The following is a 24,540-nucleotide window of genomic DNA, read 5'->3' as shown; positions in this document are numbered from 1 at the left end:
TGTTGCCCCAAGCCTTCCTAAACCAGATTGTTGCGTACGGCATAAGCGATCGCTTCCGACCGCGTTTTGGTTGCCGTCTTACGCATCACGCTGGTGATGTAGTTGTTGATCGTATTGCGGGAGATCCCGAGGATCACTGCTATCTCATCGCTGGTCTTGCCCTCGGCGATCCAGAACAGGCATTCCAGCTCGCGTTCCGTCAGTTCGAAGTCGCGCTCGGCCTTGGCATCGCGCGCCTCGGCAAAGCTTGCGCCATAGGATGCAAACAGTCCGACTTCGCGAAGTCTTTCCTGTGACAGGATGATGCCTTCCAGGAAAAGCAGCATCAGAGAGAAACGGGTTTTGCCGACGCAGAATGTCAGCGAACAGTATTGGCGGCTGATGTCGTCCGGCGGCGTGATGTCATCGGGCAGGAGCGCGAAGCTCGGGGTCAGCAGCGACAGACACTTTTCGAGTTCCGTCGAACGCGCATAACCACTCGCCAGATCCGCCCCGAGCCGTCGGACGAGATCGAATGGCCAGTTGGAGGTTACGATGAAATCGAGACCGTGTTCCTGGACGAGGTCGTAGCGGGCGAGAAGAAAATGCGAAGCGCCAACGTAGTCTGCGAGCAGCCGCATGATAGCCTGAACGTTGTTCGATCTCGACAAGATCGAAAGCCGTCTTACCAGTTGTTCACGGGAGATAATTTTCGACCCAGGTCCATCGTGATACGCGCGCTGGTCGATCGTCATCTCTGCTTCAGGCAACTCCACCGTTATCTGCTCCCCACCGGCTCCTCTCCCCGAAGGGCGACACCGGTATGTTCAAACGACGTATGGCATCCGCTTCCAGAATTAAGGCAGTTCCGGGTGCCGATACCCTGGCGTGACCGGTCCATTCCGAATCAGACTTCACATGTGCAAAGCCTAGACGTTGCCGTACGAATCAGGGCCATTGTAGGAATCGCTTTTGGAAATGCTATGCCGCGAGCGCCGATTTTGCCCACTTCCATCCATAAAGGCTTCATCAATGAGGCTAAAATGCGCCAACTGTATGGCAATGCCCACGCAACAAGGCCGGGACGAGCCCAGCCTGTTGTGATCATATGTTTGTGAAGGCAGTTTAGGCTGCTTTGTCGATCGCCCACTTGCGCAGGATTTTCGCGGCCCGCTCTTCGGAGATCTCGACCATGCGGGAGAGACGTTTTTCCGGACCTTCCTTGACCCGGCGGTTGAAGCCGCCGTCGTCGGCACCGCCCATAAGATCGTCCGAGCTGTCGAAACCGAAGTCGGCGCCGAAGCCATCCATGAGCGCCGGGCTTGCGCCACCCGGTGAGAAGTCGGGAAGTTCGAGGCCGGCCGCATCGGCGGTAAGCTCTCCGGCCGGGACGCTGGTGTTGCCACCGACGGTGCGCACCAGAGGACGAAGGCCAAGCCAGACCACGAGGAAGGCGACAAGAACGAACGCAAGCGAGTTGATGATGCCGCCGATATTACGGTTGAGCACTTCCATCATACCCGGACCAGACGAAGCGGCCTCGTCGAGAAGCTGGGTTTCGACGAAATCCATGGCCGTGAGTGTGACGACATCGCCGCGGTCGCTGCTGATGCCGGCAGCCGAAGACACGATCTTCTGCATTTCGGCAAGATAGGCGTCGACCTTTGCCTGATCCGCGGGCTCGCCCACCATCTTGGCAATACGGCCCTTGTTGACGACGACGGCGATCGAAATCTTTTCAATCTGATAGCCGTTGCGAACTGTCGCCGTGGTCTTCTGATTGATTTCGTAGTTGGTCTGCTCTTCCTTCTTGTCCGACTGGTCGGAGGATTTAGGAGCGCCGTCGCCGCCGGCCTGAGGAGCGGCCTGGGGAACGTTCTGCTCGACCGTGGTCGCGCTGTCGTTCTGGGCCTGCTGCGACTTGGAAGCTTCCTTGGTGGAGCGCACCGACCGTTCAACGCGGGAGTTCGGGTCGAAAACGGTTTCCTGGATCTGCTGGCTGTCGGTGTTGAGGGCGGCAGTCACGCTGGAGCGGAAGTTATCCATTCCGAGAAAGGGTGCCAACGCCTTGTCGATGTTGTTTTCGATTTCCTGCTGGACCGACTGGACCACACCGAGCGAACGGCTGATCTGGCTGTTGCTGCCATCGTCGCCCGAGGCGAGAAGCTGGCCGGTTGAATCGAGGATCGTGACATCGTCGACTTCGAGGCCCGGGACGGCCGAGGCGACGAGATGGCGGATAGACGCAGCGGCTTTGCGACCGGCGGATGCGTTCGCACGGATCATCACGGACGCCGTCGGCTTCTGCTCGCCGCGACGGAAGTTGCCGGCATCAGGCATGACGATGTGGACGCGTGCGGCCGACACGCCGGAGATCTGCTGGATCGAACGGCCGATTTCGCCTTCGAGCGCCCTCACCCGCGTGACTTCCTGCATGAAGGAGGTCAGACCGAGCGAACCGACATTGTCAAACAGCTCGTAGCCGGCATTGGCGCTGTTGGGCAGGCCGCGTTCTGCAAGCATCAGACGCGCCTTGCCGGTCATACCGACAGGCACCTGGATGCTCGCGCCATCAGAGCCAACCTCAAAGGGCATGTTGGCTTCCGCGAGGGCGATGCTGATCTGATTGAGATCGGCTGTCTCCAGACCGACATACAGTCCCTCATAGGAGGGCTTGTTCACATAAAGGGCAGCGGCCAGAACGATCGCTATCGAAACGACGCCGACGGCGCCCAGCGCGATCAATCGTGTCTGGCCAAGACTGGCCAGATTTTTGAATATTGTTGGAAATTGAGATAACAGATTCATTCTGTCCCACGCCGCCAGATAACATCTCGAGCCTATGCCCAGCATCACCCTAGGGAGCGAAGCTTGCGCGAGCGTTTCGAAACGTCGTGTCTGGTTGCCGCATGATGATTGCAACGCGGCCTGGCAACAGGGTCAGAGACAGTCTGTGACGTCAGAAGAAATCGAAGTCTCCGGCGGCCTTGTTAAGCGGCTGGGAGTGGCCGTGGCGCATCCCGTTGGCCAGCGCCTTCTGCATGTCGGCAAGTTTGACGAGGCTGAGAGCCGTCGACAGATCCACCATCCAGTCGCTCGGAATGCTCGCGGTGACGGTATCGATGAACTCTGCGAGACCCCGCGTTTTCTGCACGGCGAGATCGATGCCCTGCAGCACTTTTACGCTGTCGGGCGAATGAAGCAGGCCCGGGCCGCCCAGTTCCAACACCTGCGGTTCGATACGCTCGATCAGATAGGCGACATCGTGCAGCTCCGAGACGAGGCGCATCAGTACCTCGGGCAGAGATTCCTCAAGGGAATCGCGTATCGGGGCGGTGATTTCAGTCATGAATTTCCTCGTCTTTACCCAGGCGTAAGAATTAAAAGAATTCGATCGAGCTTTCGACGGGCTTTGGTGGCGTACGGACAGGACGCTGCTCCAGCGCAACCGTCTTTTGCGTTTCGGCGCCTGTGAGAGGATATTGCCGGGCACGGCCGCTGACCGGCCAGAATTCCAGCTTGCGGCCGTGATCGCCTCCGGTCGAGGACCCCACCACCGGAATGCCTTCGTCACGCAGGAACTCCACGGCGAAGGCCGCATTCTGTTCGCCGACATTGGAGAAACTGGCAATCGTCTTTGCGCCGCCGAAGATCTTTGCCTCGAGCCGGTCACGACGGGCACCCTTTTTCAGGAGACCGTTGATCAGCAACTCCATCAGGTGCACGCCGTAGCGGGTCGCGTCGCCCCCCGACGACGCTGCCCCGCCCGAGCCCGGAAGCAGGAAGTGGTTCATGCCGCCGACACCGGCGACAGGATCACGAAGGCAGGCAGCCACGCACGAGCCAAGAATCGTCGACAAAACCACATTGGGATCGCTTTCGACCTTGAATTCGCCCTGGATAATATGGACGCGTTTGGCACCTGCCGGGTCGTTCATTTAAGGGCTCCGAACACCGCCTCGATAGCAGCTTTCATCTTTTCGATTGTGAATGGCTTGGCGAGCACGTTGTTGGCGCCGAGCTGAGCAGCCTTCTGAACCAGAGCGCGATCGCCCTGCGCCGTCAGGATGATAAACGCTGCCTTCTTGGTGTTCGGGTTGGTGCGCACTGCCTGCAGCAGGCCCAGACCGTCCATGTTCGGCATGTTGAAGTCCGAGATCACCAGGTGATGCGGCTGCTCGGCCATGATCTTCATGCCCTGCACACCATCGCCGGCGGCAGTGATCTGCTTGAAACCGAGCTGTGTCAGAGCGTCGCTGAGCAGCAGTCGGCTGGTGACCTGATCGTCGACGATCAGAACTTTGATTTTTTCAGCGAGGGACATTATTCGGTACCTTCTTTTCGGGCGGCAGTTAGTTTCAGTATTTCGTCTCCGATGGAGCCGAGCGGCAGCTGCTGCTCGACTGCACCAATTTCGTAGGCGACCCTCGGCATGCCGTAGACCACACATGTCTTTTCGTTCTGGCCGATCGTGCGAGCGCCTGCGCTGCGCATCCTCAACAGTCCCGAAGCCCCGTCGCGACCCATGCCCGTCAGGATAGCCCCGACCGCATTGCGACCCGCCAACTCCGCGACCGAATCAAACAGGACATCGACGGAGGGCCTGTGGCCGTTCACCGGATCGCGTTCGACCAGCCGGCAGCATGGCGCCGACGGATTGACCACCTGAAGGTGCCGGTCGCCACCAGGCGCGAGATAGATCTTGCCGATCTCGAGACGCGCACCATCGGTCGCTTCCTGCACCACAGGAGCGCAGATACGATTAAGCCGTTCAGCAAAACTTTTCGTAAACGTGGACGGCATATGTTGAGTGATTACAGTCGGTGGGCAGTTCAGCGGAAACTTTTGGAGCACTGCGATCAACGCTTCAACGCCACCGGTAGAAGATCCGATCGCCACAACCTTGCGACCATTGCGGTAATCTGATGCCGGCGTCGGGACCATTGAGACCGGAGCACTGACCTGTCGGCGTGCAGAGCGTGCCGCAGCCTTTACCTTTTCAGCGAGATCCATGAACGGGCGAACGTCTCCCGGCACCGGCTTTCCGACGCAGTCGAACGCACCGATTTCGAGCGCGGCAAGCGTTGCGTCGGCGCCGCGCTGGGTCATGGTCGAGACCATGATGACCGGCATCGGACGCAGACGCATGATCTTTTCGAGGAAGTCGAGGCCGTTCATGTTCGGCATCTCGATGTCCAGCGTCACGACATCAGGATTGAGCTGCTTGATGGCGCTACGCGCTTCCATCGCATCGCTGGCCTGCCCGACGACGCTGACATCGGGATCGGAATTGAGGACGGCCGTGATCAGGCCTCGCATGGTCGGGCTATCGTCGACGACGAGAACTCTGGCCGGTGCGATCATGCCTTCCTCCCGGCATTCTTACCCATATATTTGTAGGTCGTGATGCCGATATTATCGAACGTGTTCTTCGCTTCGCCCGATACCCGCTCCGAATGGCCGATATAGAGATGGCCGCCTTCCGGCAGAAGCTGGGAGAAGCGCGACCAGATTTTCACCTGGGTCGGTTCGTCGAAATAGATCACGACGTTGCGGCAGAAGATGATGTCGAAACCGCCCTTGAAGGGCCATTGCGCCATCAGATTCAGTTCGTTGAAGGTGATGAGCTTCTTGACGCGATCATCGACCTGGAACTTGCGGCGGCCACCGACGTCGACCTCGCGGAACCACTGCTTGCGCATGGCCGGGGAAACAGTTTCGAGGGCACCTTCGTCATAGGCTCCTGCCCGCGCGGCAGCCAGGATCTTAGGGTCGATATCGGTTGCCAAGATGCGGAAATCATAGTCGGCAGCGTTGGGAAGAAGGCCCAGCACCGTCAGCGCGATCGAATAGGGCTCCTGCCCATCGGAACAGGCCGCCGACCATATGCGCACACGTCCGCCATTGCGGGCACGCTGGATCAGCCCGGGCAGGACCTCGTCCCGAAGGTGCTCGAAGTGGTGGTTCTCTCGAAAGAAACGGGTGAAGTTCGTCGTCAGATGCGACAGCATCTCCCGGCGTGCCGGAGCGCCCTCGACAGAGGCGACCAGGGTACAGTATTCCCGAAAGCCCCGCAGTCCGAGGTTGCGGATATGCTTGGACAAGCGGGAATAGACGAGCGACGCCTTGGAATCGTTGAGGTAGATCCCGGCATCGGCGTAGATCATCGCCGCAATCTCCGACAGGTCGCGGCGCGTCAACGGGTATTCCCCGCTGGCGAGGACTTCGTCCGGCGACTGTCTGGCTTCTATGGCGCCCAGGGGCATCATGCGGCTTCGCTTTCCTTTTCGAGGTACGTCTCGGGGAAGAGATGATCCAGCTCGATCATGCAGATCATCCGCTTATCGAACGCCAGAATGCCCTTCGCGTATTGTTTCGCCAGGTCGGAGGAAATCTCCGGCACAGGCTGGATATTCTCTTCTGTAATCGTAAGGATATCGGAAACGGCCTCGACCAGCAGGCCGACAATCCGTTTCCCGACCTGCGCAACGATGATGACGTGACGCGCCGTCGGTTCGGCATCCTTCATTCCAAGCCGCGCCGACAGATCGACGATCGGCAGCACGGCGCCGCGCAGATTGATCACGCCGCGCACATCGGCGGGAGCGTGCGGCAGCTGCATTGCCGGCGTCCATCCGCGGATTTCGCGGACAGACATGATGTTGACGCTGAATTCCTGATCGCCGATCCGGAAAGCGATCAGCTCCCGGCTTGCCTGCGTCAGATTTTTCACAGCGTAGGACATTGTGTTCAACCTGTCGCAGCGAGCGACATCTCCGGACTGAGCGACTGCCCGCGGGATGCCGCAACCACCGCGTCCACATCCAGGATGAGAGCGACGCGGCCATCACCAAGGATGGTGGCGGCGGCAATGCCCGGAACATGGGTGTAGTTGGCTTCCAGCGACTTGATGACGACCTGACGCTGACCCTGGATGGCATCGACCATCAGCGCGCGCTGACCGCCGCCTTCGGATTCGACCAGCAGTGCCACGCCCTCGACCGGATTTGCCTGTGTGGCGCGGAAGTTGAGGATGCGGCCGACATCGACCAGCGGGCAGAACGAGTTGCGGATCGAGATGAGCCGCTGCGTTGCGCCAAACGAGTGGATGGCAGACGCTTCCGGCTGCAATGTCTCCACGATCGCCGTCAACGGCACGACAAGCGTCTGGCCGGCAACCGTTACCACCATCCCGTCGAGGACGGCGAGCGTGAGCGGCAGGCTCATGGTGAAGGTCGAGCCCAGACCCGGGCGCGAGGAGATCGAGATACGGCCGCCAAGTGCCTGGATCGAACGTTTGACCACATCCATGCCGACGCCGCGGCCGGAAATGTCGGAGATCGTGTCTGCCGTCGAGAAGCCAGGCGCGAAGATGAGGTTGTCGATTTCCTCGTCCGACAGATTGGCATCCGGCGAAATCAGGTCGTTGTCGATTGCCTTCTGCTTGACGCGCTCACGGTTGATGCCGCCACCGTCGTCGATCAGTTCGATCAGGATGCGGCCCGAACGATGCTTGGCCGAAAGCTTGATCGTGCCTTCCGGATCCTTGCCGGCGGCTTCGCGCTTTTCGGGGCTTTCGATGCCGTGGTCGACAGCGTTTCGGATCATGTGGGTCAACGGCTCGGCGATCTTGTCGATAACCGTCTTGTCGACTTCGGTGTTCTCGCCTTCGGTGACCAGACGGATCTGCTTGCCGACCATGTCTGCGACTTCGCGGACGATACGCGACATGCGCTGGAAGACCGGCTTGACCGGCTGCGCGCGGATCGCCATGACCGAGTCCTGGATCTCGCGCGTCAGCTGCTGCAGCTCTTCGAGACCCATATTGACGGCGGAGGTGCCGCTGGCATCGTTTTCGATGACGCTCTGCGAGAGCATCGCCTGGTTGATGACAAGCTCGCCGACCAGGTTGATCAGGCGATCGACGCGATCGAGATCGACGCGGATCGTCTGGCCGGCGGCCGCTGTGGCAGCGGCCTGGGCCGGAGCCGGCGCGGGTGCTGCGGCTTCCTTCTTTTCGACGCGTGCCGCGGCGGCAGCCATCTTGCTGACGTTGGCGGCAGCTTCAGTCGCCACGACGGCGGCTGCTTCGTCGGCAGCCTTCGTGTCGGAGCCGAGCTCATCGTCGAGCGACGAGAGATCGAATGGTACCGGAACCATCGGCAGTTCTTCGTCGCTTGGCTTTGCTGCGGCCAGCTTGACGTCGAGATCACAGTCCCACTCGGCGAATTCGAACACCGAGCGAATATCGGCTTCGGTCTTTTCGGTCGTCAGGGAGATTTTCCAGCTGAAATAGGAGGCTTCCGGATCCAGCTTGTCGAGGGTCGGCAGCTGCTCCATGTCGCAGCCGACGCTCATCTCGCCGAGCTTGGACAGGTCGCGCAGCAGGAGGGCTGCTTCGTTGCCCTTGGCATAGAGATCGTGGCGCGGCTTGAAGCCGATCTCGTAGACCGACCCTTTTGCTGCCGGGACGTCGTCGTCGAAACCATCGAAGGTGAAAGGGATCGGCTGGAAACCGCTATCATCGCTCGGCTTCGGTGCCTCGGCCTTTGCAGGCTTTGCGACTTCGGCATGGGCCGAAGGCATCTCGCCATGGGCAAGGGCTTCCAGTTCCTTGACGAGGCCGCGTGATCGCGCCTCGTCCACACCACCGCCGTCACGGGACGCGGTGACGAGATCGGCGAGCACGTCGGCCGATTTCAGCATCACCTTCAGAACGTCCTGGTTCGGCTCGAGCTTGTTGGACCGGACGCAGTCGAGCGTCGTCTCGAAGACGTGGGCAAAGCCCACGAGGTCATCGAGGCCGAAGGCGCCTGCTCCACCCTTGATGGAATGAACGGCGCGGAAGACGGCGTTGACCGTTTCGGGGTCGCGGTCCCCGTCGTTCAGCTTCAGCAGACCAGATTCCAGTTCAGCGAGCTGTTCTTCGCATTCCTGAAAGAAGATCTCTTTGATTTCGTTCATATCCATGGGAGGATTTCCTGGCTCAGGCGGTTACACGCTCGATGGCATCGATCAGTTTGGCGGGATCGAACGGCTTGACGATCCAACCCGTGGCACCGGCCTGGCGGGCGCGGTTCTTCTTCTCCGCGTCGCTTTCCGTGGTCAGGACCAGGATCGGGATGGCGCGGTACTTGTCGTTGCGGCGAACGCCTTCGATGAAACCGAAGCCGTCGAGGCGCGGCATGTTGATGTCGGTGACGATCACATCGGGGTTGCAGCCTTCGAGGACTTCGAGACCTTCGATGCCGTCTTCAGCCTGGATGGTTTCGAAACCGGCGTTGTTGAGAGTGACCAGAAGCATGTTCCGGATCGTCCGTGAATCGTCCACGGTCAGGACTTTTTTCTTCATCGCTAAATCTCCTTAGCAACCAAAATCTGTGTATCGAGGCCGATGAGCTGCATCGTCTTGACGAAGGCATCGGAAGGCTTTTGGACGGCAAAGGACTTCTTGTCGTCATCCCAGGCGTTTGCGCCGGCGACGAGGACCTGGACGCACTGGACGCCGAGACGCTCGACACCGGACGCATCGATGACAATGTCGCTACCGCGCATGGACAGCAGTTTGGCGTGCAGCGCGGACGCCTCGTTGAGGTCCAGCACGGAAGACAGTTTCAAACTTCCCGGACCGGCTTTCTTGGCCGCCATCAGCTTATTCCTTGTCGTTTGGAGTAAAATGTCTCTGAGGAACCGATGCGTTCCGCCGCGGCCCGCGGGGAGATGTCGGTGGCAATTTCCGGCCGGCGTGCAGCCGGTCTTGAGCGGTCGTCATCGTAACGGCCCTGTCGCGCAATCCGGAATTCGCGAACCGTGCGTCCAAGCTCCAGGATCACCGTCTGCAATTCGTCCGCGCCTTCGCCCGAGCGACGCGCCAGAACGGCATTGGATGCGACTTCCTGGCTGAGATCACTGACATGTGCCGTGACGACGTCGAGGCCTTCCGCCTGGACCCCGGTATCGCGAGCTATGCCCGCAATCGTGTCGTTGATGGCGGACACCTGCTGGACGATGCCATCGATGGCGCCCTGCGTGCGGTGAACCATTTCGACACCGGCATCGACCTGCGTCTTAGTGCCGTTGACGAGCGTCTTGATCTCGCGGGCGGCCTCGGCGGAACGCTGGGCGAGCGCCCTCACCTCCTGCGCAACGACAGCAAAGCCGCGGCCACTGTCGCCGGCGCGGGCGGCTTCGATGCCGGCATTGAGGGCGAGGAGATTGGTCTGGAATGCGATCTCGTCGATCGTGCCGATGATCTGGCCGATCTTTTCGGCGGAGGCTTCGATATCTGCCATGGCGCTGATTGCCTGGCCGACGACCTTGCCGCTGTCTTCCGCTGACTTGCGTGTGGCGGCCGTCGCCTTTTCGGCGGCGGCCGTGCCGACGGCACTCTGGCGGACACCGGCAGCGATTGACGAAAGCGCTTCGCCAGACTTTTGCAAGCGGGCGGACTGGTTCTCGGAAGTTCTGGCGAACGTGCGTGCGCTCTCGGAAAGCGCGTCGGTCAGCATGTCCGCCTGGATTCCGGTCTCGCCGACGGTCTCGAATGTCGTGCGGATGTCGCCGATGGCGCTGTTGAGGATGTCGCCGAGTTCGCGATAGGCGTCCGGCATGTCGTCCGGAACCTTGGCGGTCAGATCGCGATCGGCCAGCGCTGAAACCACGGAGAGGAACGTCTCAACGGCCTGCGCCTGATCGGCCTGGCGCTGCTCGGTCAGGGCACGCTGGTGCTTGAGGCGCAATTCGTTAAAGCGCAACGACACCGCGATCTCCGCGTCGACCATGACGAGACGCACGATTGCGCTGACGAGATCGTTGAGTTCCTGTTCGCGCTTGCGACTTGCCGGAAGAATGGAGCGGGATGACATGCCGGCGACCGCACCGGTGATCAGATGCTCGAGCATCACCGAATGACCGGCAAGGTGCCAGCGCGGATCAAGACCCATGCGGCTTTCGGTATCGGAGAGGAGTTTGACCCGTTCGGCATACAGTGCATCGAAGCGCGCGTCGCTGAGCACGCTCCAGTGAGACGCCTGGAGGTCATGCAGGCGTTCGATCTGCTGTTCGCTTTCGAAGATACCGGCAGCCTCGGGAACGGACTGCAGCCGGTGAAAATAGTCGCGCAATCCGGCTTTGAGATGCGGTTCGAGTTGCGGCCTGCACCGGCGCAGCAAGTCGCGCAGGTCCCCGTCGAGGCCAGCAAAGGCCAAGCGTTCGCTCAGGCTGCCCGCCTGGCTCCGTCGCCCCTGTTCTGTCGGCGTGTCCTGCACCAAAACCGTCCCCGCATGAAAGTCAGACCAACCCGACGAGTTGGTGTATTGCCGCCCAGCGAGGCAAATCCGAAACGGGCGGGAGCGTGCCGGGACAGGCCATGACCTGTCTGCGGTGGCGACGCTTATACCGCGAAGCATTTCGTAATCTGTCGATGAGAAATACCGGATTCATACCGGTACGGCTTGGCGGCTTCATGCCTGTTGGGAGCCCTCGGGACATCCCATTCGCCGTCTATCTAATATGTATGGTTAATTCCTTGCCCGAAGGTTAACACGGGCGGTGTGAAATGCTCTTTCAAGCAAAGTCAGAAACCGGCCATAGCTCGGACTGTCCGCAAAGGTGACAACAAACAGAGGCGCAGAAAAGCTCAACCAAAAGCTTTAAAACTTTCAGTAAAATCAAATGGATCTAATCTGGAAGTTCAGCTTGTGGCAGTGTTTCAATTGTCCGGCGGCCAGATCAGTTCGGCCAGCGCTCGTTGGCCGTCCTTGCTTCCGGTCGATGCAAGGGCCTGAAAAATTCTTCGCGCATCGGGCTTGCGACCGACATTGAGGTAGGCGTAGCCGCGAAGGATCATAAGATCGGTCTGTTCCGGCGTGATCTGGGCGCGCTGATCGAGCGCGATGAGCGCCTCCCGATAGCGACCGAGGTTGAAGGAGCTTTGGGCGCGATTGGCAAGAATGGCGCTCTGAAGCTCCACGGCGCGGGAGTTGGTCTGCTTGGCTGCGGCCGCGGCAACAGACGCCTGATCCGTCAGGCCTGCCCGCAGATAGGCAAGGCTTCGACCATAGGACGCATCGGAGCGGACCACGTCGGAAGCACTGTTTTGCGCGACCTCGAAAGCCTTGACGGCTTCGAGCGGCCTGTTCAGATCCATCAGGCACCAGCCGCGCGATAGCGCCTGGTCCGGATTGGTCTGGCGGAGTTCCGTCAGAGCACAGCCGCGCGACGGCGGCCCGGAGCTTGCCTGAGCGGATCTGGTTGCCTGGCGGACCGACGGCTGCACGGCAACAGGCTGCCGGGTTGCGGCGGCACGCTGCGGGTTGGGTTGCTGAACGCTGCGTTGCGCTGATTGCTGATAGGGTTGTCCGTCCTGCTGCGAATAGGCTTCCGCAGTGCGATCCTCGGGCCTGACGCTCGGCAGCGGCGGTTGGCGACGGTAACCTGTCCGATCATCGACGCCCGCTAGCGATGGTCTGCCGAGATTTGCAATGCGCTCTGAACGACCGCCCCAGGCACGCTGGAGAGAAGCGACACCGGCCCGGTCGCCCAGGTCGTTGCGGGTCAGCGCCAGACCATAGGCGGAGGGCTCGTCATCCGGCTTCCAGGCGAGTGCTGCCCCGAACCACTCGGCGGCCGTGCGAAGCTGCCGCATTGCTCTTGCATACCAGCCGAACTGTTGTGCCGCGTCGGCATCGCGGGCGGCGATCACGACAGGCGCCATGCGGGCCAGAACCTCTTCCTGCAGCATGGGCGGAGGATCGAGTGCAAGAAGATTGGCGACGGCGGAAAGATAGGCCGCCTTGGTGCCTTCGGAACTTTCCCGGAAACGATAGAGAACGTTTTCCGCTTCAAGCGGCGACTTCTGGCGGACCAGGGTGAGCGCCAGCCCCTCAGCAGCGGAGGCCGTCTCTTCCTTGCCATAGGCGCGCCGGAACCAGCGCTCGGCACCGCCGAGATTGTCTCTGCGATAGGCATACCAGCCCAGCAGCAGCGCGTCCGAGGCGAGCCCCTCGCGTTCCGCGAGTTGTTCGAGACGCGTGACATACTGCTGGCCGACGACCAGTTTCGCATCGTCGCCGGCTTCGTTGACAAAGCGGCGCGCGAGATCGTTTCTCAGACCCTCGAATTCCGGCTGACCACCGGCGGGAGTTTTTTCCTTGGCGAGGAGATCTTCCAGCATGGTGGAGGAAAGAAGTTCACTCGCCTTCTGCACCGTGGCGACACGCGCGGCGGTGTCCTCGCAATTGTCCAGAACGTAGAGATAGGCATCCCGGGCGCGACCCTGTCGCTCGGTCTCGGCAAAGGCTTCCGCCACCCGCCACAAGACGTCGATTTCGCTGCAGGTGAGAAGGCTCGGGTTTTCGGCCGCCATGCGGATGACGACGTCGTAATCCTTGCTGTCGGAGGCGCCGGTCAGGCTGACACGTGCCTCGGCAAGCTTTAGCCGGTCGAGGAGATCGTCCGGTGCCTGCCAGCCGCTCTCGGCAGTCTGACGGTCGGCGATTGCCTTACGCACGTCGGCAAAGCGCGACTGTGCATAGAGTTGCCACATGTTTTCGAGCTGTGGATCACCGCTTGCGCGCACAGCCAGCGGATCAGCGGGCGGCGACCAGGTCGGATAGAGCGCGCGCAGGCGCGAGATCTCGGCCTGAAGCCGTGCCGTGTCGCCACGGGCAGCAAAATATCGCAAGGCGCTTTCATCCACGACGACCGGAGGCGGCGTGTTGCCGCGCTGCGCCGTCAAGTTTTCGGGACGCTGCAAGGGTGGTGGCGACGATGCGGCCGGGGACTGTGCGATCAAGGGCATGCCCGAACGCGCCGGGGAAGGCGTATCGGCCGGTTCGGTGGCGGATCCGTTCGGCAGCGTTTGCGTGATCACAAGCGCTGCTGCACCCGGAGACTGCGCGGAAGGTTCGTCGGAGGAGAGCAGTTGAGCCGTAAGCCGCTCGGTCTTGGGACGCGGCTGCATACCGTCTGCCCATGCGGGCGCGTCGGGACTGATGGCGCCGGTCAGCTGCGTCATGTCGACATTGGAGGATTGTCTATCGAGGCTCCAGAATCCAACAGCGGCGATACCTACCACCGTCAATGAGATCATCATAACCTTCATGGACTTCCGATCCCGATCCTAACCCCGACCTGTTGCCCCGCAACGAGGCGTATCAATGGCATGAACGCCATGATGTGTAAGAATGAGCTGATATGGTTAACGAACAATTTAGATTTGTTTAGCAAATTGTAAGCAAGACTCGCGATTCGCTTCGTTGCGTAGACTTTTGTGGAAGCGGAAATCGAGACGGAAGCGATCGGACGATGACTGTCCAGTAGATGCGCCATTATATGCGAGTGCCCATGACGAAAAGATCATTTGCCGAAGTTCGCCGGTTCGTACGCAGCGACCGCCGAAGCTTCGCAATTGCCATCGCAGGATTGCTGCCTCTCGTCCTGGCAAGTTGCGGCGGAGCTCCGATCCAGCCGGGCGCCCTGGTGAAGACCGTGCAGGCGGAAGAAGCCATGGTCATGCCCCCGCCATCCGGCCCCGGTATCGTCGGCGTCATCGAGCGGCGCTACGACAACGCCATCGAGCAGGAAATTCCGCTCTTCACATCCGCACTCACGCCCGGCCAGAACTTCATCAAGGCGCAGTTCTTCGGCACGAAGAGCGCGTTCAGCTATAGCTCGAACCGGCTGACGTCGAAAATGGTCTCGCAAAGCGGCACGGCCCGCGAAATGGCATCCGGGTTTCCCGGTGTACGGATGTTGCGGTCGCAATTTTACGTCCAGAACAGCTATGGCCCGTTCGGCTATGCGTTCGGACGCGGCAGGGGCAGCGATCTTTGCCTCTACGGATGGCAGCAGATCCGCTCGCAGGCGCAGAAGATGTCGCCGGTCGATAATTACGGCTCGATCCAGATCCGCGTGCGGATCTGCGAGGCCGGCGCGACGGAGCAGGCGCTTCTCGCCTTCATGTACAATTTCACTATCAACGCCTCCGTCGACTCGCTCGGCTGGAATCCCTATGGCGATGCGAGCCCGCTTTCGCCGGAAATCGGACGAACCGGCGCTCCCACCTACCCGCGTCCTGCCTCGACGGAAGCTATCGTTCCGGTCCTGCCGCAACGACAAGCTGCGCCGATGATCCGCCGCGCAGCCCCTGCCGCGCCGGTCCGGCCAGCCGTAGCACCGGTTACCAGCAGCATGATGGAGCCTGTCATGCAGCCGGTGGGGCCAAGGATCCCCAGCGTTTCCGCCCTTTCTCCCGCAGGCCTCAGTCCGTCAGCGCCCTCGGACGCTGCTGCGTCCCAGAGGTCACCAACACCCGCAGCCGCTCCGCGCGTCACGGTTCCTTCGCCTTCCTGCTCGACACAGGCGGAGGGTGCCAATGTCGTATGTCGCTGAGCGTCAGGCCGGCAATCCCGTCGTGATCCTGCCAACCGTAATCCGGTCGATCGAACCGCAAAGGTAATCCGGCGATGCGTACTTTTATTTCTGCCATCGTGTGGGTTCTCGCCACGATCATGATCGTGACCCTGGTCACCCTGCCGATCAACACGCGCACCCAGTTGATCGCGAGCGTCCTGATCGTCACGGTGATGATCATCATCAAGATGCTCAACGCCGACGGCAAATGGCGTCTCGTGGCTCTCGCCTTCGGCACCGCGATGGTGATGCGCTACGTCTACTGGCGCACGACGAGCACGCTGCCGCCGGTGAACCAGCTGGAGAATTTCATTCCCGGCATGCTCGTCTATCTTGCGGAAATGTACAGCGTGATGATGCTGGCGCTCAGCCTCTTCGTCGTTGCCATGCCGCTGCCGGCGCGAAAGCCGCACGGCCGCACCGAAGGACCGCTTCCGAGCGTCGACGTCTTCGTGCCGTCCTACAACGAGGACGAGACGTTGCTTGCCAACACGCTTGCAGCCTGCCGCAACATGGATTACCCGGCCGACAAGTTGACCGTTTGGCTGCTCGATGACGGCAGCACGCTGCAGAAGCGCCGCGCCGACAACGTGGCGGATGCAAGGGCTGCGGATGCGCGCTACAAGGCCCTCAACCAGCTTTGCGAAGACCTCGGCGTCAAATACCTGACCCGCGAGCGCAACGAACACGCCAAGGCCGGCAACCTCAACAACGGGCTTGCCCATTCGAGCGGCGATCTGATTGCCGTGTTCGACGCCGATCACGCCCCGACGCGCGACTTCCTCTTGGAAACCGTCCACTATTTCGAGAAGGAGCCGAAACTCTTCCTCGTGCAGACACCGCACTTCTTCCTCAATCCTGATCCCGTCGAGCGCAACCTGCGCACATTCGAGAAGATGCCGAGCGAGAACGAGATGTTCTACGGCATCATCCAGCGTGGTCTCGACAAGTGGAATGCCGCCTTTTTCTGCGGCTCCGCGGCCGTTCTCAATCGCAAGGCGCTCGAAGTCTCCAACGGTTTCAGCGGCGTCAGCATCACGGAAGACTGTGAAACCGCGCTCGATCTGCACGGTCTCGGCTGGCACAGCATCTATGTCGACCGCCCACTGATTGCCGGCCTGCAGCCGGCGACCTTCGCCAGCTTCATCGGCCAGCGCTCGCGCTGGGCGCAAGGGATGATGCAGATCCTGCGGTTCCGCTTCCCGCCGCTCAAGCGCGGGCTCTCCTTCCCGCAGCGCCTCTGCTACATGTCCTCGACGCTATTCTGGCTGTTTCCCTTCCCGCGGACGATCTTCCTGTTTGCACCGCTGTTTTATCTGTTCTTCGATCTGCAGATCTTCACCTCCTCCGGCGGCGAGTTCCTCGTCTACTCGCTGACCTACATGATCGTAAACATGCTGATGCAGAACTACCTCTATGGGTCGTTCCGCTGGCCGTGGATTTCGGAGCTCTACGAATACGTCCAGACCGTGCACCTGCTGCCGGCTGTCGTTTCGGTCATGCTCAATCCGCGCAAGCCGACCTTCAAGGTGACGGCGAAGGACGAGTCCGTGTCCGTCAGCCGACTTTCGGAGATCAGCCGGCCGTTCTTCGTGATCTTCTGCGTTCTCGTCATTGCCTTCTTCATCAGCATCTACCGGGTCTATACAGAACCGTTCAAAGCGGACGTGACGCTGGTGGTTGGGGGCTGGAATCTTCTCAACATCATCATTGCGGGCTGCGCGCTCGGCGTCGTTTCCGAACGTGGAGAGAAGCAGTCGTCCCGCCGTATCCGCGTCAGCCGGCGTTGCGAATTCGGGATCGGCGACCGCTGGTTCACGGCGACGATCGAGGATGTTTCGGTCAATGGTGCAGCACTGCAGATCTATACGGAAGGCGCCAGGGACATCGCGAACGGTGCCATGGGTGTGCTCCGGTTCCAGCCGTTCAGCGACCTGCCGATCAGCGATTTGCCGATCGAAATCCGCAACTTCGATACGGTCGGCGACGTGACAACGGCGGGGTGCCGCTACATGCCCCAGAAATCCACCGATCACCGTTTGATCGCCGATCTCATATTCGCCAATTCCAGCCAGTGGACACAATTCCAGACCTCGCGACGTTACAACCCCGGTCTCTTGCGCGGCACGATCTGGTTCCTGGGTCTTGCCGCCTATCAGACGACCCGCGGCCTCGGCTACCTGTTGAAGGATCTGGGCAAGAGCCAGACGACGAAGGAAGGTTGAGCGACATGATCACCAATACACGCTTCCCCCGCCTTCTCTTCGTCGCGGCCATGCTGGCATCGACCGGCGCCCTGTCGGTCTCGTCGCTTGCGCAGCAACCCGCTCAATCGCCAGCACCCGCATCATCGCCATTCGACATGGGTCCGGAGCGATCCCGCCAAGGTGTAACCCCGACCGCGCCGCCTTCACCGCAGACCCCGGCTCCGGCACCTGTGCCACAGGTTCAACGGCCCATTCCAGCCGCTCCGAAAACGCCCGCGGCACCGGCACCGGCGGCCACCGCTTCTCCCTCTCCGGTAACGGCCCCTGCTCCTCAGGCGGCAGCCAAGGCTTCGACCGAAACGGCGCGGCGCTACCTCATCCCTGCCCCGTCGCTGCGCCTGAACGGCGAGGTCCAGCAGCGTTCCTGGTCCGTCTACCTGACCGAGGAGCAGGCGGCGACGGGTGCAAAGCTGCACCTCACGTACCAGAACTCGATCGTCGTCGCGCCGGAGGCCTCGCGCCTTTCCGTGACGATCAACGACGTCGAGATCTATGGCGACAAGATTGCATCGCCCGACCAGCCGTTCGAAAGGGTGCTCGACATACCGCCGGGCGTTCTGAAGGCGGGCGGCAATATGGTACGGTTCGCGGCCAATCAGCGTCACCGCACCGACTGCACGGTCGAATCCACGTTCGAACTCTGGACCGACATCGACCCGAAGCGGACGTTCCTGGCGTTCGACGACGAGCGTAGCGTCCGGTTCAACCGACTGGACGATGTCAGGGCGGTCGGCGTCGACGGCAGCGGAAAGACGCGGTTCCGCTTGATCGTGCCGGCGCTCGACCAGCTGGGCGCGACGGATGTTCTGATGCGGCTTGCGCAGGGACTATCGCTGGTGGGCGGCATGCCGAACCAGTCGTTTTCATTCCAGAAAACCATTACACCCGATCTGAGGCCCGGCGAACTTGCGGTCTTCGTGGGGACACCGGACGAACTTCGACCGATCCTTCCGAACCTGGCGGCAGCCGCTTCCAGTGCAGCCGTTGCAAGCTTTACCGATTACCCTGGGCACGGATCCTCCGCTCTGGTCCTGTCGGGACCCAGCTGGCCGGCGCTTCAGGGCCTTATCGACAGTTTCGTTGCCTCCACCGATGGCGGCAGCATCCAGCGCCGCGATACACTGGCGACCTCGAGCTGGCGCGGCATCGATACGCCATTCCTGTTTGCCGAGAAATCGATTGATTTCAATTCTCTCGGGGTCAGCAGCGAGGAGTTTTCCGGGCGGCTTTACCGTACCGAGTTCACAATCGGCGTTCCGGCGGATTTCTACGCGAACGCCTATGGCGAAGCGCGCATCCTGCTGGATGCGGCCTATGTGTCGGAGGTTCTGCCTGGCAGTCACATCGACGTCTTCGTCAATGGGAATATTGCCTCAACCGTTCCGATCACCTCGGACGGAGGCGCCATTCTGCGCCACCTGCCGATCAAGCTGACGCTGCGTCACTTCAAGCCTGGGGTCAACACGATCACGCTCGAAGCTGCGCTGCTGACGGCGTCGGACAAGGCCTGCGCGCCGGGCGCCACTGCGAATGAAGGCACGCGGTTTGCTCTCTTCGGTACTTCACAGTTCGAGATGCCGGATTTCGCCCGCATCGCCCGCGTCCCCAATCTCGGCGCTACGTCGGGCACCGGCTTTCCCTATTCGACCGGCACCGAGTCCGTTCCTTTGTTCCTCGGCCGAATCGATGAAAAAACCCTCGGATCCGCGGCGACTTTCCTTGGCAAGATCGCGACCGCGTCACATCGAGCAATACCGGTCTCGGTGACGATTTCAACGGCGCGTATCGCCGGGCGCAATGCGCTGTTTGTCGGCGCGATCTCCGAATTTCCAGCCAATATCCTGACGGATCTCGGCATCGAGCAGAAAAGCCGCGGTAGCTGGGGTGAGAACAGCGATCACGTCCCGGCCGACCGGGCGTCATTGACGCTCCAGGACTGGCAGGATCGCAACGGCAACAACTTCTTCGGCCGACAGCTTTCTTCCGTGGCGGATTGGGCCAAGCGGAACTTTGACCTCTCCGCACCGATGCTGCGGTTTGCGCCGGCCGGTGACGCGATCTATGTGCCCCCGAAAACCGCCGGAATGATCATCGCACAGGAAAACGATCCGACCCAAACCGGCACCTGGACGGCGGTGATCGGCGCGACGGGCGATGAGCTTTCTGCCGGGATGGAGGCCTTTTCGGCACGCGAAGCGTGGAACCAACTCGACGGACGCGTGTCCGTGCACGATGTTTCCGAAGCAGATCCGGTGATTGTTCCGGTCAACTGGTTCCACTTCACGCCGACTGCAAACTTTTCACTCTCGAATGCACGGTTGATCGCAACGAACTGGCTGTCGGACAACATCATGTCCTACGGACTGCTTCTCGTCGCGAGTGCAATTCTCGTGGGGCTGGCAACCGGTGGACTGCTGACCCGGCTCGGTCGGAAATAGGCACGGCAGGTCAATCCCGTGCGGCTGTCGGGTCCTCCGGCAGCCCTCCCTTGCCGGTAAAGCGTCGGCTGACATGCAGCGATCCCTGAAGGCCGAACCGCCACGGCTGGTCGATACCACGCGATATTCCGATCCGCCGTCCCGCGACCACCAAGGGCGGCGTTACCGGCGGAGCAAGCCGGAAAGGCGCTTCCATGAGCGACAGGCCGTCATGCTCGATACCAATTCCCAGCGCCTGGCAGACGCGTCCGGGGCCGGAGCATAACAGCAGGGGCTCCGCCCTGCCCCGCCGGTGTTCCATCTCGGCAATGCCGTTCACGGGCTGCAAGGCCCGGATCAGCACCGCGCTGCCCGGCGTGCAGACGAAATTCACGCACCAGTGGATGCCGTAGGAACGGTAAACATAAGCATGACCGGCCGGCCCGAACATGGCAAGGTTGCGGGGCGTCGGCCCGCGAAAGCTGTGGGATGCCGGATCATCCGGCTGGTAGGCCTCTGTCTCGACGATGACGCCGCCGACGCCCGAAAGCTCGAATTCAGCGCCGATCAGGTCGCGCGCCACATCCACCGCGGACCGCGTGAAAAATCCGGCTGCCAGTGCCATGTCGTGCCTCACCATTTCTGCGGTTCATGATCCAACCTAACCACTCGAGAGCGCCAAGGGAACAAAGGGCCTCGTCACGGGTTGGCGTCCATTCCCTGGCTCTTTGCCTCCCGGAGCGTTTTCATGACTGTTTTTTCTTCCGATAACAGAGACTCTGCGGCCTATCCGCTGCAGTCCCTCTTCGTTCCCTTTCCTTTCGTCTGCTTCACCCTGACACTCGGGACCGACCTGGCCTTCTGGCTGAGCGATGGTCACCTGATGTGGCAGAACTTTTCTTCCTGGCTTCTGTTCGCCGGCCTTGTCTTCGGTGGCGTTGCAATCGTCGCTGGCCTGCTGGATATGCTTCGTCCAAGAACACGGCCGCTGCGCCCGGCATTTCTCACCATCGTCATCTATATCGTCATTCTGGCGCTGGCCTTCCTCAACAGCCTTGTTCACGCCGGCGACGGCTGGACGGCCGTTGTGCCTTACGGACTGGCAATTTCTGTCGTCACGTTCGTTCTCTCGGTTTTCGCCGCCGCGATTTCCGCCCGCAAGTATTCCCGCCTGGCCTGGAGGATCTGATCCATGAAGCCGTCCCGCATTCTCTTTGCCTCCGCGCTTTCGCTGTCGCTCGGCACCGCCTTGCCGGCCTTTTCCCAAAGCAATGACTTCGACGTCAACTCGCAGATTGGCCCCGATCCTGTCCTGCCGGAACCATCGCACCCGCTCATCCCCGACCTGAAAGTCGCGGAAGTGATCGGCTGGAAGGATGGCGAAACGCCGAAGGTTCCTGAAGGCCTGAAGGTTACCGTTTACGCCAAGGATCTTTCGAGCCCGCGCACCGTCCACACGCTTCCGAACGGCGATGTGCTTGTCGTGCAATCCAAGGCACCGGCAGGCGAGCCGACCTCGAGGCCGAAGGATTTCATCCGCGGCTGGATCATGTCGATCGCCCACGGCGATATTGGCGCTGAGAAGGAAACCAATATCATCACCCTGCTTCGCGATACCAATCGCGATGGCACGGTCGACGAACGACACGACCTTCTGACCAAGCTCGATTCCCCGTTTGGCCTGGCTTGGGTGGACAATACGCTCTACGTGGCCTCGGCCAGCGCCGTGATCGCCTACCCTTATGAACTCGGCCAGAACGAGATTACCGCGCCGCCAAAGGTGCTGACCCCGCTTCCTGGCGGGCCAATCAACCACCATTGGACCAAGGATCTGGCGCTCAGCCCCGATGGCAAGATGCTCTACGTCTCGGTCGGCTCGAACTCCAATATCGTGGAGAACGGGCTCGAGGCTGAAAAGGGCCGCGCCGCGATCTGGCAAGTCGATCGTCAGACGGGGGCGGCACGCGTCTTCGCATCCGGCCTACGCAACCCGAATGGTCTTGCCTTCAACCCGGATACGGGCGTTCTCTACACCGTCGTCAACGAGCGCGACGAACTCGGTCCGAACCTGGTGCCGGACTACATGACGTCGGTGAAGGAAGATGGCTTCTACGGCTGGCCGTGGAGCTACTATGGCAACCATGTCGATGTTCGCGTTCACCCGCCACGGCCAGACATGGTCGAACGGGCGATCGCGCCGGACTACGCGCTGTCCAGCCATGTCGCAGCACTCGGCCTGACGTTTTCGGCCAATTCCGCCATGCCGTCCGCCTTCGCAAACGGTGCCTTCATCGGCGAACATGGCAGCTGGAACCGGGATCACTTCAACGGCTACAAGGTCGTCTATGTGCCCTTCGAAAACGGCAAGCCTGTTGGCAAGGCACAGGACGTCGTGACAGGCTTTATCGAGAACGATCAGGCGCGCGGCAGACCTGTCGGTGTGGGGATCGATGGAACGGGGGCGCTTCTGGTTGCCGACGATTCCGGCAACACGGTCTGGCGGGTCGCCAATGCCGACGGCACGGTCATTCCGCAGCCGATCGGCACCGACCAGACCGCGGCAACCGCACAGCAGTCCGCGACCACCGACAAGACGGATCGGGCACCGATTGCAGCAGTGAGTCCTCCGGCCAACGGGACGACCGGCTCCACGGAACCGGCACTCGCCGCACCAACCGCCCCTGCAGAAGAGCGGCTGACCGGTCAGGCCCCAGTGTCCGGTAAAAGCGATACGCTGCAGCCGTCGCAAACCGACATTGCGCCAGCAGCAAGGCCTTAATCCGGAAACGGTCTCGCGCTTATCGACGCTAGACAGACGAACTCATGTGCAGCCGGTAACGCCTACCGGCTGCACTTTCTTTTTAAGGTCGCCGTCATGCCGCGCGCTTGAGCGCATCACCGAGCATCGAGACGATGGTGCCGATCTGCTCCTTTTCGATGATCAGCGGCGGCGACAGCGCGATCGTGTCGCCCGTAACTCGGACCAGCAGCCCCTTCTGGAAGCAATCGACGAAGACATCATAGGCACGTGCGCCCAAAGCGCCTTCGCGCGATGCCAGCTCGACGGCGCCGACGAGGCCAAGGTTTCTGATGTCGATGACGTGCGGCAGGCCCTTCAGCGAGTGCAGCGCCTCTTCCCATTCGCCGGCAAGACCGGCAGCGCGGGTCAACAGGCCCTCTTCCTCGTAGATTTCCATGGTCGCGAGACCGGCGGCGCAGGCGACCGGGTGGCCGGAATAGGTATAGCCGTGGAACAGCTCAATCGCGTTCTCAGGCCCTGCCATCAGTCCGTCATAGATGGTGCGGCTGGCAAACACCGCGCCCATCGGGATCGTCCCGTTGGTAATGCCCTTGGCGGTGGTGACGAGATCCGGCACGACACCGAAGTAGTCCGTGCCAAACGGCATGCCGAGACGGCCAAAGCCGGTGATGACTTCGTCGAAAATCAGAAGAATGCCGTGTTTCGTGGCCGTTGCGCGCAGCTTTTCGAGATAGCCCTTGGGCGGCAGGATGACGCCGGCGGAGCCTGACATCGGCTCCACGATCACGGCTGCGATGGTTTCCGCCCCGTGCAGTCCGACGAGACGTTCGAGATCGTCGGCAAGCTCAATGCCATGCGCCGGCAATCCCTTCGAGAAGGCGTTGCGCTCGATATCGAGCGTGTGACGCATATGGTCTGCCGGGATCTGCGGAAAGACACGGCGATTGTTGACGAGACCGCCGACCGAAATGCCGCCGAAGCCGACGCCGTGATAGCCCTTCTCGCGACCGATGAAGCGAGTTCGTGTACCCTGCCCGATCGACCGCTGATAGGCGATGGCGATTTTGAGCGCGGTATCGACGGATTCGGAACCGGAACCGGTAAAGAAGACACGATCCGGCTTGGCGGCGGCACCGCCCGGCGCATGCTCCGCCAGTTTCGTGGCGAAATCGAACGCGATGGGATGACCCATCTGGAAGGTCGGGGCAAAATCCATGGTGGTGAGCTGGCGTTCGACGGCCTGCGCGATCTTCTTGCGACCATGGCCGGCATTGCAGCACCACAGCCCCGCCGTGCCGTCGAGAACCTTGTTGCCGTCGACATCGGTGTAATACATGCCATCCGCCTGCGCGAGCAGACGCGGCGTCGCCTTGAACTGGCGGTTTGCCGTAAACGGCATCCAGAAATTGTCAAGATTGAGCGCGTTTGTCTTGCTCGCGTGGTCCATGAAAGCCTCCTGTTCGATAGGGTAGATGTCACGGATTTTTTGGTGGCGAACAAGTCTTTTTGTGGTGGGGGTGCATCTCGTGCGGGAAGGGCATCCGAAAGCGGATGTCAATCTGGGTGAAATGCCCCCCCGCTCAGGGCTATGCGGCCGGATACCGAGGCGTAGATTGTCGCGACGAGGAAAACCGTGTGCTGTCATCTCGATAGCCTCAACCTCGTATCAAACGTTGTCGAATCGATCAGCGTAGAAATAGTC

General features: G+C 61.1%; 20 protein-coding genes. 5 read left to right on the top strand and 15 right to left on the bottom strand.

From position 1 onward, the window contains the following. Positions 1 to 17: 17 nt before the first annotated feature. The 13 genes from visN to ACQY1P_RS07735 form a co-directional block, all read right to left on the bottom strand. The gene (gene visN / locus ACQY1P_RS07795; protein ID WP_082471832.1) at positions 18 to 734 is read right to left on the bottom strand and encodes a transcriptional regulator VisN; all 717 of its coding nucleotides are present in this window, start codon (positions 732 to 734) and stop codon (positions 18 to 20) included. A gap of 370 nt (positions 735 to 1,104) precedes the next feature. Then, positions 1,105 to 2,787: a flagellar basal-body MS-ring/collar protein FliF gene (gene fliF, locus ACQY1P_RS07790; protein ID WP_062579079.1), complete on the bottom strand. Its 1,683-nt coding sequence runs from the start codon at positions 2,785 to 2,787 to the stop codon at positions 1,105 to 1,107. A gap of 151 nt (positions 2,788 to 2,938) precedes the next feature. Next, positions 2,939 to 3,328: a chemotaxis protein CheT gene (cheT, locus tag ACQY1P_RS07785; RefSeq protein ID WP_062453832.1), complete on the bottom strand. Its 390-nt coding sequence runs from the start codon at positions 3,326 to 3,328 to the stop codon at positions 2,939 to 2,941. 31 nt (positions 3,329 to 3,359) lie between these two features. Further along, on the bottom strand, positions 3,360 to 3,917 hold the full coding sequence (gene cheD / locus ACQY1P_RS07780) for a chemoreceptor glutamine deamidase CheD (protein ID WP_062453833.1): 558 nt from the start codon (positions 3,915 to 3,917) through the stop codon (positions 3,360 to 3,362). Next, entirely contained in the window at positions 3,914 to 4,303 is a 390-nt protein-coding gene (locus tag ACQY1P_RS07775) for a response regulator (RefSeq protein ID WP_062453834.1), read from the bottom strand. Before ACQY1P_RS07775 ends, cheD begins: the two co-directional genes overlap by 4 nt. Next, a complete protein-coding gene (gene cheB / locus ACQY1P_RS07770) occupies positions 4,303 to 5,343 on the bottom strand; it encodes a protein-glutamate O-methylesterase CheB (protein ID WP_062453835.1) in 1,041 nt (346 codons plus the stop codon). Before cheB ends, ACQY1P_RS07775 begins: the two co-directional genes overlap by 1 nt. After that, on the bottom strand, positions 5,340 to 6,248 hold the full coding sequence (gene cheR, locus ACQY1P_RS07765; RefSeq protein WP_062453836.1) for a protein-glutamate O-methyltransferase CheR: 909 nt from the start codon (positions 6,246 to 6,248) through the stop codon (positions 5,340 to 5,342). Before cheR ends, cheB begins: the two co-directional genes overlap by 4 nt. After that, positions 6,245 to 6,724, bottom strand: coding sequence for a chemotaxis protein CheW (locus tag ACQY1P_RS07760; RefSeq protein WP_062453837.1), 480 nt, complete (start codon positions 6,722 to 6,724; stop codon positions 6,245 to 6,247). Before ACQY1P_RS07760 ends, cheR begins: the two co-directional genes overlap by 4 nt. 5 nt (positions 6,725 to 6,729) lie before the next feature. Further along, entirely contained in the window at positions 6,730 to 8,949 is a 2,220-nt protein-coding gene (locus tag ACQY1P_RS07755) for a chemotaxis protein CheA (protein ID WP_062453838.1), read from the bottom strand. Positions 8,950 to 8,965: 16 nt separating this feature from the next. Next, positions 8,966 to 9,331 (bottom strand): chemotaxis response regulator CheY1, encoded by a 366-nt coding sequence (gene cheY1, locus ACQY1P_RS07750; protein WP_062453839.1) that lies wholly within the window; start codon positions 9,329 to 9,331, stop codon positions 8,966 to 8,968. 2 nt (positions 9,332 to 9,333) lie between these two features. Then, on the bottom strand, positions 9,334 to 9,627 hold the full coding sequence (locus ACQY1P_RS07745) for an STAS domain-containing protein (protein WP_430255957.1): 294 nt from the start codon (positions 9,625 to 9,627) through the stop codon (positions 9,334 to 9,336). Beyond that, positions 9,627 to 11,249 (bottom strand): methyl-accepting chemotaxis protein, encoded by a 1,623-nt coding sequence (locus ACQY1P_RS07740; protein WP_430255955.1) that lies wholly within the window; start codon positions 11,247 to 11,249, stop codon positions 9,627 to 9,629. Before ACQY1P_RS07740 ends, ACQY1P_RS07745 begins: the two co-directional genes overlap by 1 nt. Positions 11,250 to 11,689: 440 nt before the next feature. Then, positions 11,690 to 14,083 carry a cellulose synthase gene (locus ACQY1P_RS07735; RefSeq protein ID WP_430255953.1) on the bottom strand — a complete coding sequence of 798 codons (2,394 nt, stop codon included), beginning with the start codon at positions 14,081 to 14,083 and terminating at the stop codon, positions 11,690 to 11,692. Between the two features lie 242 nt (positions 14,084 to 14,325). On the opposite strand from ACQY1P_RS07735, the gene bcsN reads away from it, so the two are divergent. The 3 genes from bcsN to ACQY1P_RS07720 all read left to right on the top strand — a co-directional run bounded on the left by bcsN (position 14,326) and on the right by ACQY1P_RS07720 (position 20,098). Continuing rightward, positions 14,326 to 15,372, top strand: coding sequence for a cellulose biosynthesis protein BcsN (gene bcsN / locus ACQY1P_RS07730; RefSeq protein WP_430255951.1), 1,047 nt, complete (start codon positions 14,326 to 14,328; stop codon positions 15,370 to 15,372). A gap of 74 nt (positions 15,373 to 15,446) precedes the next feature. Further along, positions 15,447 to 17,618, top strand: coding sequence for a UDP-forming cellulose synthase catalytic subunit (bcsA, locus tag ACQY1P_RS07725; RefSeq protein WP_062453845.1), 2,172 nt, complete (start codon positions 15,447 to 15,449; stop codon positions 17,616 to 17,618). Between the two features lie 5 nt (positions 17,619 to 17,623). Beyond that, the gene (locus ACQY1P_RS07720; RefSeq protein ID WP_430255949.1) at positions 17,624 to 20,098 is read left to right on the top strand and encodes a cellulose biosynthesis cyclic di-GMP-binding regulatory protein BcsB; all 2,475 of its coding nucleotides are present in this window, start codon (positions 17,624 to 17,626) and stop codon (positions 20,096 to 20,098) included. 10 nt (positions 20,099 to 20,108) lie between these two features. Here the strand turns inward: ACQY1P_RS07720 and ACQY1P_RS07715 are convergent, their stop codons facing one another. Then, the gene (locus tag ACQY1P_RS07715; protein ID WP_082471830.1) at positions 20,109 to 20,702 is read right to left on the bottom strand and encodes a DNA-3-methyladenine glycosylase; all 594 of its coding nucleotides are present in this window, start codon (positions 20,700 to 20,702) and stop codon (positions 20,109 to 20,111) included. Positions 20,703 to 20,825: 123 nt separating this feature from the next. Between ACQY1P_RS07715 and ACQY1P_RS07710 the strand changes: the two genes are divergently transcribed. Both ACQY1P_RS07710 and ACQY1P_RS07705 read left to right on the top strand, forming a co-directional pair. Beyond that, on the top strand, positions 20,826 to 21,266 hold the full coding sequence (locus ACQY1P_RS07710) for a DUF2231 domain-containing protein (RefSeq protein WP_062453848.1): 441 nt from the start codon (positions 20,826 to 20,828) through the stop codon (positions 21,264 to 21,266). 3 nt (positions 21,267 to 21,269) lie between these two features. Further along, positions 21,270 to 22,856 (top strand): PQQ-dependent sugar dehydrogenase, encoded by a 1,587-nt coding sequence (locus ACQY1P_RS07705; RefSeq protein WP_430255947.1) that lies wholly within the window; start codon positions 21,270 to 21,272, stop codon positions 22,854 to 22,856. A 94-nt stretch (positions 22,857 to 22,950) separates the two neighbouring features. On the opposite strand, the gene ACQY1P_RS07700 is transcribed toward ACQY1P_RS07705, so the two are convergent. Beyond that, on the bottom strand, positions 22,951 to 24,285 hold the full coding sequence (locus tag ACQY1P_RS07700; RefSeq protein ID WP_430255945.1) for an aspartate aminotransferase family protein: 1,335 nt from the start codon (positions 24,283 to 24,285) through the stop codon (positions 22,951 to 22,953). Positions 24,286 to 24,540 lie beyond the last annotated feature (255 nt).

The sequence above is a fragment of the Neorhizobium sp. DAR64872/K0K18 genome (genome assembly GCF_050500175.1).
Lineage (GTDB): Bacteria > Pseudomonadota > Alphaproteobacteria > Rhizobiales > Rhizobiaceae > Neorhizobium > Neorhizobium soli.
Note: the sequence above shows the minus strand (reverse complement) of the source record. Positions and strands in the feature narration are given on the sequence as shown.